Genomic DNA, 17,223 nt, shown 5'->3' with positions numbered 1-17,223 from the left:
GTTTTGAAAATAGTTTTGTATTATATTCTTTAAAACTTCCAAGGGTTGCAAGAATTGAAAATAGTTTCTAAGGTGTAGTTTTCAGCTTCTTTATCATTTAATTGATGAGACCATTTTACTCTTTCCGTTGGCTTAAAACCTTCGCCTGTACAATTATATTCTGCAAAAAAAGCTGTTTTTTCATTTTCAATATTACCCCAATTATGCCATCCTTCTGGGGCAATTTGCTTTGGGTAATGGCACTTTATAAATACAGATTTGCCCCAATAACGCCATGGTCTTCCTAAGAAAACTTTAGTGACATTGTTAGCTGTTGTTATATTACAATCTAAAAATACAAAACCAAATGTCTTTTCTTTTGTTGTATTAGGTGCTGTTATATATGAATTGGATTTGCAATGAATGGTACAGTCTTTAAAAACGGCTGTTGCAGGACCAAAAATAAAATCGGTAGTGCCTTCTATGTAGCAATTTTCAAAAAGTTGTCTGGAATATTCGCCTCCAAGGTATATGGTGTCTTGATTTCCAAGAAACTTACAGTTTTTAAAAACAGCTTTGTCTGCATCAACATATAGTGCTACTGCTTGCCCAACGGTGCCTGCCGAATTTTCAAATGTGATATTTTCAGCTTTAAACCTATTTCCAGATATTTTTGTGGTATGAGAATTAAAAGTGCCTATATGCTGCCCTCTTCCAGAATAATCATTGAAAGTTATAATGGTTTTATCTACACTTTCACCTACAAAAGTAACATCTGTATTGTTTTCAGATAATTCAATTTTTTCAGTATAAATCCCATTTTTAATGTACAAGGTTATGGGTGCTAAAGGAAATACACGCATGTCATCAATAGCATCCTGAATGTATTTGTAGTCGCCGCTACCATCTTTGGCAACAGTAAATTCATATTTGTATTTATCTGGGTTTGATGTTTGAGCGAGAATTGATGGAGAAGCAAAAATAAGGAGCAAAATAAATTTTAATGTTGCTAATTTTTTCATGAAGTTTAAGGTTTAGTTATTTAAAACTTTAATTAAAAAATTATCTATATAGTTAACTGTTTGGTTTACCCATGGATGAAACAACCAAAAGGTGTGGATTTGTTCGTTAAATTTATGAACTTCGGTGTAAATACCCCAGGTGTTCATCATGCCAATTAACTCATCTTGACCTGCATGAAATCTGGGAAAACCACTATTTAAAAATAAAATTGGAGGCGATTTTTCATTAGCCCAATAAATACTAGAAGCATCTTTCCATATTTCAGGTTTTTCATAAAAAGAACCACCTAGCCATTCAATATCAGGCGAATTTGGTTTTCTGTTTAAATTTAAAGAAGTTGGAGCCATAAAATTCACAACTCCATCAATATCAATTATTGCTTGAATATCGCTGGGAAAATCCAAATTACCATGGCTACCTTCTTTATCTTTAATACCATTAGTTAATCCTGTAAGCATTGCTAATTGCCCACCTGCCGAACAACCTGAGATAGCAATTTTATTTGCATCTATACCATATTTATCAGCATTTGCTCGCATCCATCTTATGGCACTTTTTATATTGTAAATAGCCGCAGGATATTTTGCTTCCATTGAAAGTTGATATTCTACACAAACTGTTACATAACCTCTAGCTGCAAGTTTTTGAGCCATTGGTATTTGTAATGATTTATCGCCTGCACGCCAACCGCCACCATGTACCATCAATAAAGCGGGATATTTTCCTGATTTTTTTGGTGAAAAAATATCTACATGTAAGTCTCTATCACCAAAAGGGGTATTCTTTAATGCGGTGTAAACTACTTCGCGGAATTGATTCACATTATTAGGTAATGAATCTTTTGCAGGTTTTATGTAAGGGAAATATTTTAAATATTTTTTGTATTCAGAAGCTACTTTATAGGTTGTGTCTTTTGGTATTTTGATATTTTTATTTTGAGCTTTAATTGTTGAAATATTCAAACATAAAAAACAGATAGCTATTATAGTTAAAAAAGGGTTTTTCATAATTTTAAACTTGATTAAAGATATGGATATTTTTTAAAAAAATATTACCGCATGTAATACACATTTCTATGTAGTACATGGGTAATATTTAAACTAACTCAAAACAAACTAAACTATAATGGGTAACCTGGATTTTGGACCAGATTTGGATTTGCTGTTATTTGTTCAGCAGGGATAGGGTATATACCTCTGAATGTTTCCGTTTGAGTGGTCTTAAATTTCCAAGTTCCAGTAAAATAAGTTCCAAAACGAATCATATCTCTTCTTCGGTGTCCTTCCCAAATAAGTTCTCTTGCTCTTTCATTTTCAATATCTTTAAGGGTTAAACTACTTAGTAGTGTAGCGTTACTTCTGCCTCTTACTGTATTTATTAAATTTAAGGGTGTATCTGGTATTGTAGTTGCACCACCTCTAAATAGGGCTTCAGCTTTTATTAGTAAAATATCTGCATAGCGAATCAAAACCAAGTCATTATCAGCATTAAAACCAGACCAAGTTGTACCAATTGGTGTGTATTTTAGAACTTTATAACCTTCATTGTCTTGTGCACTAACTAAATCTTGTACTGCTATGATGTTTAATTGAGTGCCGTCAGGATAGTTTAAAGGAGTTACTCCATCTAAATAATATTGTGGACCATATTCAATTAATTTTTTACGATTATCTTGGTTTTCATATCTGTCAAGAGCTTCTTGAAATGTACTATATCCGTTTGCTGGAGTAAAAGGTAAATTGTATTTTAATTTATCAGGAGCATGATTGGTGTATAGAATAAATTGGTTTTCAAGAGCTTTTTGAGTAGGGTTTACTGAAAATGAAGATATAAGTTCTTTAGAATTTTGCTCGTTTGTTGATTTGAAATTATCAACAACATTGGCTTCCAAATTATACTTTGCAGTACTTATTATATTATCACACATTGTTATAGCTTGCGTCCATTTAGTTGTACCTGTATAAACTTCAGCATTTAAATACATGGTAGCCAATGCAGCATATACAGCTTCTTTAGTAAGCCTTGGGTAATAACTTGCTTTATCTACGGTAGTTATAGAAGGTAAATCTTGAATTGCTGCTAGCATTTCGGTTTCAATAAAACTAAAAACTTCGCTTCTGGGAGTTATGGTAGGTAAATTGTTAGGGTCTATTCTAGCTACTGTAACTAAAGGTACGTTTCCCCAAAAATCCATAGCATAAAAATAACCATAGGCTCTTAGGGCTTTAGTTTCTGCTATCAATCCTTTTAGGTTCTCTTTATTAGGAGATGCTTGTAAGCTTTCTAAAACGGCATTGGCAATTCCTATTTCTTGAAAAATGTTATTCCAAGCTCTTCCGCAAGTAGCATTAGTAGGTTTTACTGTGTGTGTTATAATGTCTATGTTGTTTTGGTCAAACCAACCACCACTTGCTCTACCTGGAACTAAAAATTCATCAGTGCCAAATTCAGCAATTCTCCATGGATCACCTATATGAACTACTCGAGATAATACTTGATATACACCAACTACTGAAGAAAGTGCTTCTGCTTCGGTATTGTAATACGTGTCTGGAGATAAGCTTCCAAACGTTTCTTCATCTAAATTTGTACAGCCCGATAAGCACAAAGTAAAAATAGATAAAGTGAATATTAATTTTATATTATATATTTTCATGATAATTACTTTTATAAATTTAAGTTATTCTTAAAATGATACATTTAGTCCAATACTAACAGTTTTAGCTTTAGGATATGCTAAATAGTCAACTCCCAATGGAGCAATACCTGTACCAGACACATCAGAATTAACCTCAGGATCTAAACCAGAATATTTTGTGAATAACAATAAGTTTTGCCCTGTTATGAATAATCTAGCTGTAGAAATAGCAGGAAGATTTTTTAAGTTAAAATTGTAGCCTAAAGTTATATTATCTAATCTTACAAAAGATCCATCTTCAATCCATCTAGATGAATATTGTTTTGGTTGGCTTCTTAAAACACCACTAGTTAAAGCTTCTTTAAATACATTTCTACCAGGTAGATTGCTTAAATACGCTAAGTTATTTGCGGTTAAATTAAAAACATCATTTCCAATAGAGCCTCTAAAATTAAAACCTAGCGAAATTCTTTTGTATGTAAATGAGTTGCTAATGGCAAACGTAAAATCTGGTTGAGCAGAACCAATTACTTTCATTTCTGGATCTATTATCTCAACACCATTTTCTACACCTTTAAATTCTCTACCATAAAAAGTTCCTACAGGTAAACCTGGTTGTATAAGTTGGGCAAAAATACCGGCGGTTAAGCCTTGACCTTGTAGAGGTGCAATTTGAATGTTATTACCTTTGTATTGTGCGTTAGAAAGACTTAATACTTTATTTCTATTTCTACTATAATTTGCAGAAGCAGACCATGTAAAATCTTTTTTAGCAATAATGTCTGCTGAAATTTCTAACTCGATACCTTTGTTTTCAACACTACCAACATTTGCTAATTGAGTACTAATTGCTGTAGGTGATGGCACAGGAATTCTTAATAAAAGATCGGTGGTTTTTTTAACGTAATAATCGATACTTCCTCGAATTTTACCATCTAATATAGTATAATCAATACCTGTATTAAATTGAGATGTTTGTTCCCATTTTAAATCTGGATTGGCATATTGCTGAGGTAAAACTGTTGTTATTCTTTGGCCACCAACAATATATCCAGCTGTAGTAGCACCAAGTGTGGTAATAGAATTTAAATTTCCTATTTCTTGATTACCTGTAATACCGTAACTGGTTCTTATTTTTAAATCGGAAATAGTTTTTGATTTGAAAAAATCCATGTTTGAAACTCTCCAAGCTAAAGATCCTGAAGGAAAAACACCCCACTGATTACCAGAACCAAACCTACTAGAACCATCTCTTCTTACAGTAGCAGTTGCTAAAATTTTGTCATCAAAATTATAATTAACTCTACCATACATTGATATTAAAGTATTGCTTTCTTTAAAAGACGAAACATTACTTACGGTACTAGCTGCTTGTAAGCTATACCACTTAAACTCATCTGATAAAAACCCGGAAGCAACATTTCTAAGTCCTTCATTAACAAAGTATTGCCATGAATATCCGGCAATGGCGTCAAAATTATGTTTACCAAATGTTTGGTTGTATCTTAAAATAGTTTCTAATAGTTTGCTATAGTCTTCAAGTTTTTGAACACTAGCATAGCCACCCAAACCCTCTCCTAATGGATTAGTTTTTTTAATATATGAGTTTCTATTAATGCCTTGATTTGTATAACCCAAATTCACATTAAGGCTTAATGGTTCTATAATTTTATAGGTTGTAGAAAGATTACCTATAAAGCGATTGTTTGTAACCTCATCTATTACATCGTTTGAAAATGAAACCGGATTGATTCTATATGGAGGTACATGGTTATAATTTCCATTAGCATCATAAATTGGGTATGTAGGATTAAAAACATACGATTCATAATTTATACTAGTTCCTGCTTCACTACCAACAGTATTTGAAACAGGCGAATTATTAGAAAACGTATTACCATAGTTAATTCTAAGGTCAAAATTAAGTTTATCATCAAGTGTAGAATGATTAACATTAATTCTAGCGTTAGCTCTTTCTAATTTAGAACCCATTAAAACACCTTCTTGGTTGCCATAACCTAGCGATGCTAAGTAAGTTGATTTTCCATTTCCACCAGAAAATGATAAATTATAATCTTTTGTTTGAGCAGTTCTATAAATTTCGTCTTGCCAATTTGTATTTCCACCTAAGTCTGAAAAGGTTAAGCCTAAATCTGTATTTATTTGTCTGTATTCATCTGCAGTTAAAACATCTAATTTATTAGCAACTGTTGAAATACCACTGGTTACATTAAGTGCAACTTTTAAATTACCAGAACTTCCTTTTTTTGTTGTAATAACAATAACGCCATTAGCACCTCTAGAACCATAAATTGCAGTAGATGAAGCATCTTTTAAAACCGTAATAGATTCAATATCATTCGGGTTAATTGTCATTAAAGGGTTTGTTGGTTCTTGGTCAAAAAAATCAGTTCCATTGCCTCTTATGTTTGCTGAACTTACACCTGCAGTAGTAGAAATTGGAATTCCATCAATAACATACAAAGGGTCGTTTACGCCAGTTAGCGATGTGCCACCACGTACTCTAACTGTATTTGAACCACCTGGTTTTCCACTATTTTGCGAAATTACAACACCAGCCATTTTACCTTGCATAGCTTGTTGTGCACTTAGTTGTGGACCTTTATTAAAATCTTCTGATTTCATTGAAGAGACAGCACCTGTTAAATCTTTTTGTCTTTGTGAGCCATAACCTACCACAACTACTTCATCTAATTTGGCAACATCTTCTTTTAAAGTAACATTAATTACTGTTTTGTTAGCAAAAGCTACTTCTTGGGTAACAAATCCTATAAAAGAAAATACTAAAATAGCATTGGAATTTTCAACCGTTATGGCATAGTTTCCATCAAAATCGGTTTGAGTTCCATTGGATGTTCCCTTAACTAAAATATTTACACCTGGAAGAAATTGCCCGTTTTCATCTTTTACAGTACCAGTGATTTGATAATTTTGGGTGACCTTATCTTGTAAAGAAACTGGGGTAGTAATAGGTGTTTTTTTCTTAATAACAATATTGTTTTTATTCGTAATTTCAAATAGTACATCAACATTTGAAACGCTTTGCTGAAGCAGTGTATTAGCCTCAATAGTTCCTTTTTTTAAATGTACTTTGGGTAAGTTTTTAAACAAATCTACTTGGTAGATAAATTTGTAATCTGTTTGATCGCTAATCATTTTAAAAACTTCATCAACGGTAGCTGTTTTATCGGTGTCAATTACAATTTTAACATTTTGTGATAAAATGTTACTTGGTGTAAAACCGAAAATTGAAAAGAAGCATAGAAAAATGAAGGTTCTCATAATAATCATTAATAACCGTTTTCTGAATAGAAAACAAGCATTAGTTAATTTAATTTCCATAAATTTACATAGTTAGTTAGTTAAACATTTAATTAATTAATCGCATTAAAGGAGGGAGGATTATTTGCGGTGAGATGTTAATATTTCTTTCCCTCTTTTTTTATTTCAATATTACTTTATTGGTGTTTGTTTCATAGTTATTTATATAATTAGTGTTTTTTATTAGTAATAGGATGTCTTCTAGATTTTGATATTTACTCAATTCTCCATTAAATTTTATATCCTCAAGTGATTTATTTTCAATTTCAATTTCAATATCATACCAGCGCGATAATACCTTTATAATATCTTTTAAAGGTTTATTTTGAAATACGAAATCGCCATGAATCCAAGAAATAACCTCTTTAGTGTTTACTTCCTTAATAGCTATTTTGTTCAATACAATATCTAAATTTGATTGTTGGTTTGGAGCCAGTAGTTGTTTGCCTTTAGAAGTATTAATTTCTACTTTACCTTCTACTAAAGTTGTATAAATGTTGGTTTCGTCTTTATAAGATTTAATATTAAACATTGTTCCTAATACTTCTATCTCTTGAGATTTATTTAGAACCTTGAATTTTGCTCCATTATGTTTTGTACTTGGTGAAACATCAAAATAGGCTTCACCATATACTAATTCTACTTGTCTAGCATCACCTTTTTTGAAGTTTACAGGATATTTTAATTGTGATTCAGAGTTTAACCAAACTTTGGTTCCGTCTGATAGTTCAATAAAAAATTGACCGCCTCTAGGAATTGTTAGATAGTTGTATTTAATAGTTTTAGAATTTTCTTCTGAATTAGTATATACTATTTTTTCGCCGTTACTATTTGCATTTTGAGTTTGGAATGTATCTCCTTTTTCTAAAAGTATAACAGATCCATCTTCTAATGTTAAAGTGGCTTTGTTTGTACCTGCTTCAATAGTATTTGTAATTTTTATACTGTTTTCTATAGGCGTATTAAATAAATTATCTTTAAAATGATAGCTGGTAGCCAATACCCCAATTAGAATTGCCGCTGCATAATATATTTTTTTACGCATTTTCTTTAGCCTTATTACCTTTTTTTCGCGGGTAATTTCTTTTTGAAGTGTATCTTTTGCTTTATTGAGATTAAATGTTCTCATGTTAAATTCAATAGCGTAGTTTGTTTTAACATAGCTTTCAAATAATTGTTCATTATTTGAATCCTGCATCCAAATTTCTAATTCATCCAATTCTGAAGCTGAAGCTTGATTGGTAAGGAATTTAACAATTAAATTTTCTTTGATAGGGGAAATCATTAATTAACGTGTTGTTTGTTTTAATACGTATCAATTTTATAATACCCTAACTTTTTAATAATTTTTTTTCTATTTTCGCAATAAACCATGTTATTTATTATAGTTTTAATATATGTTAAAAATGTTTTCTAATAACACACAACTTATTGAAGCATTAAAATTAGGCGATTCTAAAGCTTATACTTTTTTAATGGAAACATATTACCATAAATTATGTGTTTATACATTTAGCCTTATTCACGATCAAGATGCCGCGGAAGATATCGTGCAAAACGTTTTTATTAGAACTTGGAGAAAGCGAGAACAACTTAAACCTAATTTTGAGATTAAGAGTTTTCTTTATAAATCTGTATATAATGAATTTATAGATTATTACCGTAAGCAAAAATCGGTTTTTCCTTTAGAGAATAAATACATAAGTGCACTTTCTTCTATCGTAGAAGATGAAGAAGAACAGTCTATGGAACAATTAATAAAATTGGTAAAAATAGAAATACAAAATCTTCCTCCTAAATGCAAAGAAATCTTTTTACTAAGTAAACAAGAAGGACTTACTAATATTGAAATTGCTGAATATAAAAATGTTTCTATTAAATCTGTTGAAGCACATATAACTAAAGCTTTTTCAATATTGCGAAAAACAGTTGGAGAAAAAACAAGTTGTATATTATTTTTATTATTTGGTGTTCAAACTAAATTAGGTCTAAAAACTAACGATTAGTTTATATTAAGAATATTCTACCCTGATTAAGATTTTTTTGAATTAGAAAATAATAATTAATCACTGTTTAAAATAAGGCTTAACAACATAATTTACCAAATCTAAGTTTAGTTCTCTAATGCCTTGTAAAACCAATTCAGCCATTTTACGAGCACCAAACTCAGAAAAATGGGTAGTGTCATTAAATCCTTTTGGAAAGCGAGGTAGTTCATTTGGTTCAAAAATCATATATAAATTTTTCGAAAACTCTGGTCCCATTTTTTTAACCAATTCATGGCTTTTAGTGTTTAAATCAATAACAGGTACATTATACTCGGTTCCTAATTCAATAACCGCATCGCAATATTCCTTATGCGATTTTATTAATTCGCCGTTAGAATCATATTTTCTTTGAGTAACTGGTGTTATTAAAATAATTGTAGCGCCTTTGGCTCTTGTTTCATTAATATACTTCCCCATATATTTTTTATAATCTTCGGGTGAAGCATAACGGTTGGGATGGTCTTTAGAATTTGCTGAATCGTTATGCCCAAACTGGATTAATACAAAATCGCCAGTTTTTAGTGAATCAACTATAGGTTGCCAACGGTTTTCATCAAGAAACGATTTGGTACTTCTGCCACCTTTTGCATGATTTTCAATTTCTATGGAATTGTCAAAAAAATTAGAAAATGGCATACCCCAACCTTCTTGTGGAAACCTACTTTCATCATATAAACACATGGTAGAATCACCAACTAGGTAAATCTTGGGTTTTTTACTCGCTGTAGTTTGAGCCACTAAAAACGTTGACAAAAAGGTTAGAATAATGAACGGAATTATATATTTAGTTTTCATTTTTTAATATGTTGTTTAAAAAATTAACGGTATAATTAAGAGTTGTTTCAAACCAAGGATGCATTAGCCAAAAGGAATGCGGCGTTTCAGGAATGGTATGTACTTCGCTATAAATACCATACTTATTTAAAATTGAAATCATATCATCTCGTCCAGCATGAAAACGAGGTTGAGCACTATTTATAAAAAGGGTAGGAGGCGAATGTTCATCAACATATTCTAATGGCGAGGCTTCTTTCCAGTTTTTAAAATTTTCTTCTTTTTCACCATCAAGCCAAATACCTGCCATTGATACTTTACCGAGTTTAGATTCTGCAGAAGCTTCAGGGTGAATAAAAGATACAATACCATCTATATTTACATAAGCTTGTACAGCATCTGAAATTTTTGAATTTGGTTCATACAAAGATGAGTTTGGAGTTACGGCTAAAAGTCCAGCTAATTGCGCACCTGCTGATGCTCCTAAAACAGCAATTTTATCAGGATTAATTTGATACTTTTTCGCATTTTTTCGCATCCATCTAATAGCGTCTTTTAAATCGATAACGCCTGCTGGATAAGGTGCTTCAAACCCTAACCTATAGGAAACCGATATGCCAACATAACCGTTTAGAGCTAAATGTTGCGCCATAACACGCTCATTTTCTTTACTACCAGTTAGCCAACCTCCACCATGAATCAATAAAACTGCAGGATAGGTTTTTTTACAATTACCTTTTGGAAGATATACATCTAATTTTAGGTTGGAGGTGGTTGTTTTTTTATAAACTACATCCTCTTTATATTTTATTTTTTTAGATTTTAAAGGCTGAATAGGAGTAATAAACGGATGGTCTTTTTTGAGTTTTTGATACGTTAATTCAATGGTGTAAGGTGCAAATGTTGGTTTTTCTTGGGCAGAAATAGGTTGCGAAAAAAACATACATAAACTAAATAGACTTATAAAATACCTCATTGTTTTTTGTTTTAATCTTTAATTTCTGCACTTAATTCTTTAAGTCCTTCAAATACTAATCTAGCGACTTCTGTTGCACCTTTTGGTTGAAAATGGGTGTTGTCTTTTTGTCCTTTAGGATACGCTTCATATTTTCCTTCAGGAAGATTCATAAAGTAATTTTCCGTAACAAAAGATTCTCCTTTTTTAGTGAAAAAGTCTCTAGATTTTTGATTTAAATCTATAAGCATGACGTTTAGTTCTAAAGCTACATCCTTCGGTGCTTGGTCGTAATCGCCATGGACATCATGTAAAACACCATCTTTCCAAGGGTAGTTTCTTGCAACAGGTGTTAAAATAATAGGAGTAGCTCCTTTTTCTCTGGTTTGGCTAACAAATAAGCGTAAAAATTCTTTGTAACCTTCAATATCTACGTAACGTTCTGTTTTTTCTTTGGCTGCATCGTTATGGCCAAATTGCATGATAACGATATCATCTTTTTTAAGATTTTCATAAACAGAACGCCATCTGCCTTCTTGAAAGAATGTACGCGTACTGCGTCCACCTCTGGCGCGATCATCAACAAGTACACTATCTGTTTTTATAAGATTTTCTACTTTATATAAACTATCCTTAGCCATAAACGGTTGAAAAACTTGCCCCCAACCAGTTACAGGATATCTGGTTTTCATATAATCTTTTCCTGGGTCATAATCATCAGTATAATCGGCCATGGTTGAGTCGCCAATTAAATAGATTGTAGTTGTAAGTGATACTTTTGTTTCTATTTTAGAAAAGAAAGAAGAAAGTGTATAAAAGGTTATCAAATAGAGTGCTGAAGTGATAAATTTTAAATGCATAATTTTCATTTTGTTATTTTAATTTCTTTCAGCCATTTTGTACAAATGGTTTTCCATTCATCTGTTAATGAAGATTCATTATAAATACCAATATTATGCTTTCCATTAGGAAAAATATGAAGCGAACCTGTAATGTTATTTTTTAGCATTTGTTCATAAAAAAGAATGCTATTCATAGGATTTACTGTAGTATCATTTTGCGCATGGAATAAAATAGTTGGTGGTGTTTTTGCAGTAACATGAAATTCGTTAGAGTATTTCAGAATGTTTTCAGGTGTTGCGTGGTTTCCTAAAAAATTTTCAAAACTGCCCTTATGAGCGAATTCACCAAAGCTTATAACAGGTGAGATTAAAACCATGAAGTTTGGGGTAAAGGAATATTTATCAATAGCATCACCAATTTTTGAAAGGTCTGTATCATGCGTTGCAATAGTAGAAGCTAAATGCCCGCCTGCCGATGCACCAAAGACACCTATTTTATTTATGTCTAAATGCCAAGTGTCTGCTTTCGATCGTATTATTTTTATAGCCCGTTGTGTGTCTTGAATTGGACCATTTTCACTTACTATTAAATCTGGAGAAGTAGGAAGTCTATATATTAAAACAAAAGCTGTAATGCCTTGTGTGTTAAACCATTTTGCTAATTGAATGCCACCAAGGTTATATGTAAGATGGTGGTAGCCACCGGAAGGTAAAATAATAATACTACTTCCATTTTGTTCTTCTTTTGGAGGAAAATAAGCGAGAATTTTAGGTTCTGAAACTTGAGTAATACGTTCGCGTTCTTCAATATGTTCAAGTGTTAAGCCTTTGGAATTTGGCATTTTGCCTTCAGTCCATAAGGGCAAAGCATCTTGAGCTGAAAGCACTGAATAAAAAAGAATATTAAAAATTAATATTAGTTTTTTTTTCATGTGTTTAAATTTGTTTTTTTCAAAGCCCATGCGTTGTTCGCTACTAATCATTCCGTTGGGAGATAGAATTTTGAACATGCCCGTATTTTTTGTTTATTGAATTTTAACTGCCTTTTTACCAATGCCCATTCCTAAAAGGATTTGTTCTTTTTCGTTTGAAATATCTTTTTTGTCAAACTGAATATCATTGGTTTTTGAACCTAATACTTTAATTGCAGATTTGCTTTCTTTAAAGTTGAACTCACTTGCTTTGATGTTTTTGCTGTTATAAATAGTTAAAGCATAATCATCTGAAGCTTTTATTTTTACATTTTTTAATGTAATGCCGTCTGAATTAATAAGAGTGATGCCTTTTTTTGTTTCGAAAATAGAATTTTCTATAGATATATTTTTTAGGTTCATTTCAGGCAATCCCATAAAAAACATGGCTGTTTCAGAATCTACTACATTAATATTTTTCATAAAAATATTTCTAAAAGAAGGCGTTTCTTCGTTAACTTCAACCAATTTTTCTTCTTGTATTTTAGCATCAGATGTTTCATTGTCATCTAAAACCGGTGCTTTACCTGAATAATACAGATTGAAGCCAATTGCTTCGGTTGGAATGTGAATCATATCTATGTTTGATATGTATATGTTTTCAACTATACCACCTCGTCCTCGGGTGCTTTTAAAACGTAAACCAATATCTGTTCCAATAAAAGTACAATTTGAAATGTGTACGTTTTTAACACCACTAGACATTTCACTGCCTATTACAAAACCCCCGTGTGCATGATACACAACATTGTTTTTTACAATAACATTTTCAGTAGGTATGTTTCTATCTCTGCCATCTTTATCTTTTCCAGATTTAAAGCAAATGGCATCATCACCTACATCAAACGTATTATTATAAACTAAAGCGTTTTTACATGATTCTAAATCTAAACCATCACCATTTTGTGAATACCAAGGGTTTCTAACTTTAAGATTTCTTATAATAATGTCTTCACACATTAACGGGTGAATATTCCAAGCAGGTGAGTTTTGAAACGTTGGGCCATCTAAAAGAACTCGTTTACTGTTAATAATGCTTACCATAACAGGACGTAGAAAATCTTTAACTGACGCTAATTCTTTATCAGTAATTAAATCGGGTACATTAAAATCGGTACTACTTTCATACCCTTTTTTTGAACCTTCAGAAGGAAACCAAATTTTACCATCTTTTGAAAGTACGCCACCAGAGCGAACAAGTGTTTTCCATTGTCCATCAGTCATTTTACTAACTTTTACAGGTCGCCAAGCATCACCACTGCCATCAATAATGCCATTACCAGTAATTGCGATATTTTCTACATTTTCAGCATTAATAGGCGAAATACATCTTACTGTATTTAAGCCTTCAAAACTAGTTTTTACAATAGGGTAATCATCAAAGTTTTTACTAAAAATAATTAAAGCGCCATCTTCCAAATGAAGATTTATATTGCTTTTTAAAGTGATTGGTCCGGTTAGCCAAATTCCTCTAGGTACAATAACTTTACCACCTCCTTTTGTTGATGCATTGTTTATTGCTTTAGCAAATGCTTCAGTATTTTTAAAAATGCCATTTCCAACTGCGCCAAAGTTTGAAATAGAAATTTCGTAGTTTGGAAAATTTGTTTCATTTACTTTAGGCATTTGAAACTCTATACCGTTATAAATAGTTTTTTCGTTAAGCGGAATTGCAACTTGAGCGTTTAATGTTTTTATAAAAACAAATACTAATAGGGTTGTAATTAGTTTAGTTGTAAGTAGCTTTTTCATTATTGTTATTTTGTTATTTTGAAATAATTAACATCAGCATAACCGCCACGTTTGGCTTCTTGTGTGCTAACGCTAAACAAACCTACTTTAGCCCCAATCCATTTGCCTTCTTTAGCTTTAAAAGGCTTGCCTATTTTTTTGTATTTTTTTCCGTTTTCGGAATAACTGAATTGACACATGGCATCTGGTGAAGAAATCTCTACTCTAAAATATGCGCTGTTTGTTTTTAGACGTTCAACTTCATTTGTTTTTTCTTCAGCACCATCAATGGCTTTTATAGCTTCGGTTTGTTTTATGAAATAGCCTTTTTCATCATGACTAATGCTTAGTGTTGCATAGTCCATTCCCATAATAATAAGTCCAGCAGTTTTGCCACTAGTGGCTTCTTCAGGAATTAAAGTGATTTTTGTTGAAGCTGTAAAGTTTGGTGCAGGAAATTTTTGAAGCAACAAGTTTGGAACCATCCAAAGATTTTCTGTGTCTTCAACAGATTTAATAGAAAACAATCTTAAATAATTATTTCCTGGTAATTTTGCATGCCAAACTACATTACTGTTTGCATTCCATTGCCATTGTAAACCTATGTTAAAACCATCAAAATTGTCGGTTTCAACAGGTGTTTCTATAGGATATGTTTTTCCAACATTTGGTTTTTTATGAGACATTACAGGTTCACCAATGCCATTTTTATCAAAATCTTGACCCATAACAGGCCAATCGTTTTTCCAAGACATAGGTTGTAAATGAACAATTCTTCCATAAGCACCAACATCTTGAAAATGATAAAACCAAGATTCTCCATTTGGTGTATCAACCCAAGCACCTTGATGTGGTCCATTAATTTTTGTGCTACCTTGCTCTAAAACTACTTTTTCTTCGTAAGGGCCATAAATGTTTTTAGAGCGTAAAATTAATTGCCAACCTGTAGCAACACCACCAGCAGGAGCAAAAATATAGTAATAGCCATTGCGTTTATAGAATTTTGAACCTTCAACGGTTTCATGGTTTTCATGCCCATCAAAAACGTGAATACCTGGATTTAAAACTTTGGTGCCTTCTGGATTCATTTTGTTCACAGATAACAAACTTTTTACACCAGCACGACTACCTGCATAAGCATGTACTAAATAAGCATCGCCATTGTCGTCCCAAAGTGGACATGAATCAATAAGACCTTTACCTGGCATAACAAGGATAGGTTCGTCCCATTTTCCATAAGGATCTTTAGTTTTTACCATATAAACTCCAAAGTCTGGATCGCCCCAATAAATATAAATTTCATTGTTATGATACCGGATACTTGGTGCCCAAACACCATTACCATGTTGTGGGATATTAAAAGTTTCTTCTGGAATTTGAGTTTCTAAAGCATAATTAATTAATTTCCAATTTACCATATCTTTTGAATGAAGAATAGGTAACCCCGGAGCTGAATTAAAGCTAGAAGCAGTCATATAATAATCATCTCCAACTCGTACAACATCGGGGTCTGAATAATCTGAATATAATATTGGGTTTTTATAAGTACCATCGCCATTATCGGCAACCCATACATTGGATACATAGGCTTTATTGTTTTGCGCAAATAGGAGCGTTGTGCATAAAAGGGATGATATTAAAAAATACTTCATTGTTGTTTATTTTGTAAAAATCCAGATTATTTGTTTAATTCAAGAGATGCCATTATGAATGGACCTGTTCCTTTTGGGTCGTTAGAGCGAATAGGTTCATTTATATAATATTCATAAGAACCATCTCTATATGGGTCGCCACCTAAACCGGCTACCGAGCAACATTTGTTTAAGTTTACAACACCGTTTTCTTCAACAGAAACTAAATTATTGATAAGTCCAGAAAAGGCTTTTTCAGCAACTGCTAAATATTTTTTATCTAAATAGCCTTTACGTACACCTTTTGCAAATGCATAAGTAAACATGGCTGTTCCAGTAGCTTCTAAATAATTACCTTCTCTGTTTCCTTGGTCTAAAACTTGCCACCATAAACCAGATTTATCTTGTACTTTTACTAAAGCTTCCGCGTATAGATTTAAATAGTTGATAATTTTTTCTCTTCCGGGATGATTTTTTGGTAAAAAGTCTAATACATCAACCATGGCCATACCGTACCAACCCATACCTCTAGACCAAAAATGTTGTGAGTTGCCTGTTTCTTTATTTGCCCAACGTTGGTCTTTACTTTCATCCCAACCGTGGTATAATAATCCTGTATTTTTATCGTAACTGTGTTTTTGTATTAAATCGAATTGAAGCACAACATCATCATATATTTTTTGTTTTTGAGCCTCGTCTTTAATATATTCATTTGCATAGTTGATATGGAATGGTTCAGCCATATATAAGCCATCTAACCACATTTGATATGGATACCTTTTTTTATGCCAATAACCGCCATCCGATGTTTTTGGTTGTGTTTCCATTTGACTATTTAAAGTTTCCATTGCCTTTAAAAAACGTTCTTCTTTCGTTTTTGGATATAAATAAAGTAATACATCGCCAGACTTTATCATGTCTAGATTTTGATCGGTTATTTTATATGTTTTTATATTGCCATCACTTTCAACTAAGTCGTTTGCATACGCATACGCATAATCATAAAATTTTTGATTTTTGGTTTTTTCAAACACTCTTAATGAGGCAGATAGAACTAATCCATTGGTGTAACTCCAACGTGGTTTGTCAACAAAATCGAGTTTTGAAGCTTCAGGGAAACGTTCAATTTCAGAAAGCATCATGCGTTCAGACCATTTTAAGTTTTCTGGAACTATTTTTTCAACAGTTGCAGTTTCTTTTGTGTTTTCTTTCTTTGCATTTTTACAAGAAGTAAAAAGAACTAAAGCGAAAGTAAAAAGGGCAAAATAAGTTATTGTCTTTTTCATGGT

Annotated in this window: 13 protein-coding genes; 1 reads left to right on the top strand and 12 read right to left on the bottom strand. The window is 32.0% G+C overall.

The window, feature by feature from the left end:
• Positions 1-29: 29 nt before the first annotated feature.
• The 5 genes from ACFQ1R_RS08410 to ACFQ1R_RS08390 form a co-directional block, all read right to left on the bottom strand.
• Positions 30-1,001, bottom strand: coding sequence for a pectinesterase family protein (locus tag ACFQ1R_RS08410; RefSeq protein WP_379925710.1), 972 nt, complete (start codon positions 999-1,001; stop codon positions 30-32).
• Positions 1,002-1,013: 12 nt separating this feature from the next.
• Positions 1,014-2,009: an alpha/beta hydrolase fold domain-containing protein gene (locus ACFQ1R_RS08405; protein WP_379925709.1), complete on the bottom strand. Its 996-nt coding sequence runs from the start codon at positions 2,007-2,009 to the stop codon at positions 1,014-1,016.
• 113 nt (positions 2,010-2,122) lie between these two features.
• The gene (locus ACFQ1R_RS08400) at positions 2,123-3,658 is read right to left on the bottom strand and encodes a RagB/SusD family nutrient uptake outer membrane protein (protein WP_379925708.1); all 1,536 of its coding nucleotides are present in this window, start codon (positions 3,656-3,658) and stop codon (positions 2,123-2,125) included.
• Positions 3,659-3,688: 30 nt separating this feature from the next.
• A complete protein-coding gene (locus ACFQ1R_RS08395; RefSeq protein WP_379925707.1) occupies positions 3,689-6,943 on the bottom strand; it encodes a SusC/RagA family TonB-linked outer membrane protein in 3,255 nt (1,084 codons plus the stop codon).
• A 160-nt stretch (positions 6,944-7,103) separates the two neighbouring features.
• Positions 7,104-8,267 (bottom strand): FecR family protein, encoded by a 1,164-nt coding sequence (locus ACFQ1R_RS08390; protein ID WP_379925706.1) that lies wholly within the window; start codon positions 8,265-8,267, stop codon positions 7,104-7,106.
• A 121-nt stretch (positions 8,268-8,388) separates the two neighbouring features.
• Between ACFQ1R_RS08390 and ACFQ1R_RS08385 the strand changes: the two genes are divergently transcribed.
• The gene (locus ACFQ1R_RS08385) at positions 8,389-8,988 is read left to right on the top strand and encodes an RNA polymerase sigma factor (RefSeq protein ID WP_379925705.1); all 600 of its coding nucleotides are present in this window, start codon (positions 8,389-8,391) and stop codon (positions 8,986-8,988) included.
• Between the two features lie 60 nt (positions 8,989-9,048).
• Here the strand turns inward: ACFQ1R_RS08385 and ACFQ1R_RS08380 are convergent, their stop codons facing one another.
• Genes ACFQ1R_RS08380 through ACFQ1R_RS08350 form a run of 7 tightly spaced genes read right to left on the bottom strand, consistent with a single transcriptional unit; the run spans position 9,049 to position 17,220 of the window.
• Positions 9,049-9,825 carry a rhamnogalacturonan acetylesterase gene (locus ACFQ1R_RS08380; RefSeq protein WP_379925704.1) on the bottom strand — a complete coding sequence of 259 codons (777 nt, stop codon included), beginning with the start codon at positions 9,823-9,825 and terminating at the stop codon, positions 9,049-9,051.
• The gene (locus tag ACFQ1R_RS08375; protein WP_379925703.1) at positions 9,815-10,780 is read right to left on the bottom strand and encodes an alpha/beta hydrolase fold domain-containing protein; all 966 of its coding nucleotides are present in this window, start codon (positions 10,778-10,780) and stop codon (positions 9,815-9,817) included. Before ACFQ1R_RS08375 ends, ACFQ1R_RS08380 begins: the two co-directional genes overlap by 11 nt.
• A gap of 11 nt (positions 10,781-10,791) precedes the next feature.
• Positions 10,792-11,619 carry a rhamnogalacturonan acetylesterase gene (locus ACFQ1R_RS08370; protein ID WP_379925701.1) on the bottom strand — a complete coding sequence of 276 codons (828 nt, stop codon included), beginning with the start codon at positions 11,617-11,619 and terminating at the stop codon, positions 10,792-10,794.
• Positions 11,620-11,624: 5 nt separating this feature from the next.
• Positions 11,625-12,611 (bottom strand): alpha/beta hydrolase, encoded by a 987-nt coding sequence (locus ACFQ1R_RS08365; protein ID WP_379925700.1) that lies wholly within the window; start codon positions 12,609-12,611, stop codon positions 11,625-11,627.
• A gap of 15 nt (positions 12,612-12,626) precedes the next feature.
• Positions 12,627-14,324, bottom strand: a complete 1,698-nt coding sequence (locus ACFQ1R_RS08360; protein WP_379925699.1) for a glycoside hydrolase family 28 protein — start codon at positions 14,322-14,324, stop codon at positions 12,627-12,629.
• Positions 14,325-14,329: 5 nt separating this feature from the next.
• Complete coding sequence (locus ACFQ1R_RS08355; protein WP_379925698.1) at positions 14,330-15,955, bottom strand: glycoside hydrolase family 43 protein; 1,626 nt, start codon at positions 15,953-15,955, stop codon at positions 14,330-14,332.
• Between the two features lie 26 nt (positions 15,956-15,981).
• Positions 15,982-17,220: a glycoside hydrolase family 88/105 protein gene (locus tag ACFQ1R_RS08350; RefSeq protein WP_379925697.1), complete on the bottom strand. Its 1,239-nt coding sequence runs from the start codon at positions 17,218-17,220 to the stop codon at positions 15,982-15,984.
• Positions 17,221-17,223 lie beyond the last annotated feature (3 nt).

Origin of the sequence: Mariniflexile jejuense (assembly GCF_042675665.1) — a bacterium.
GTDB classification, from domain to species: Bacteria; Bacteroidota; Bacteroidia; order Flavobacteriales; family Flavobacteriaceae; genus Mariniflexile; species Mariniflexile jejuense.
This window is presented reverse-complemented; position numbering and strand designations above follow the sequence as displayed.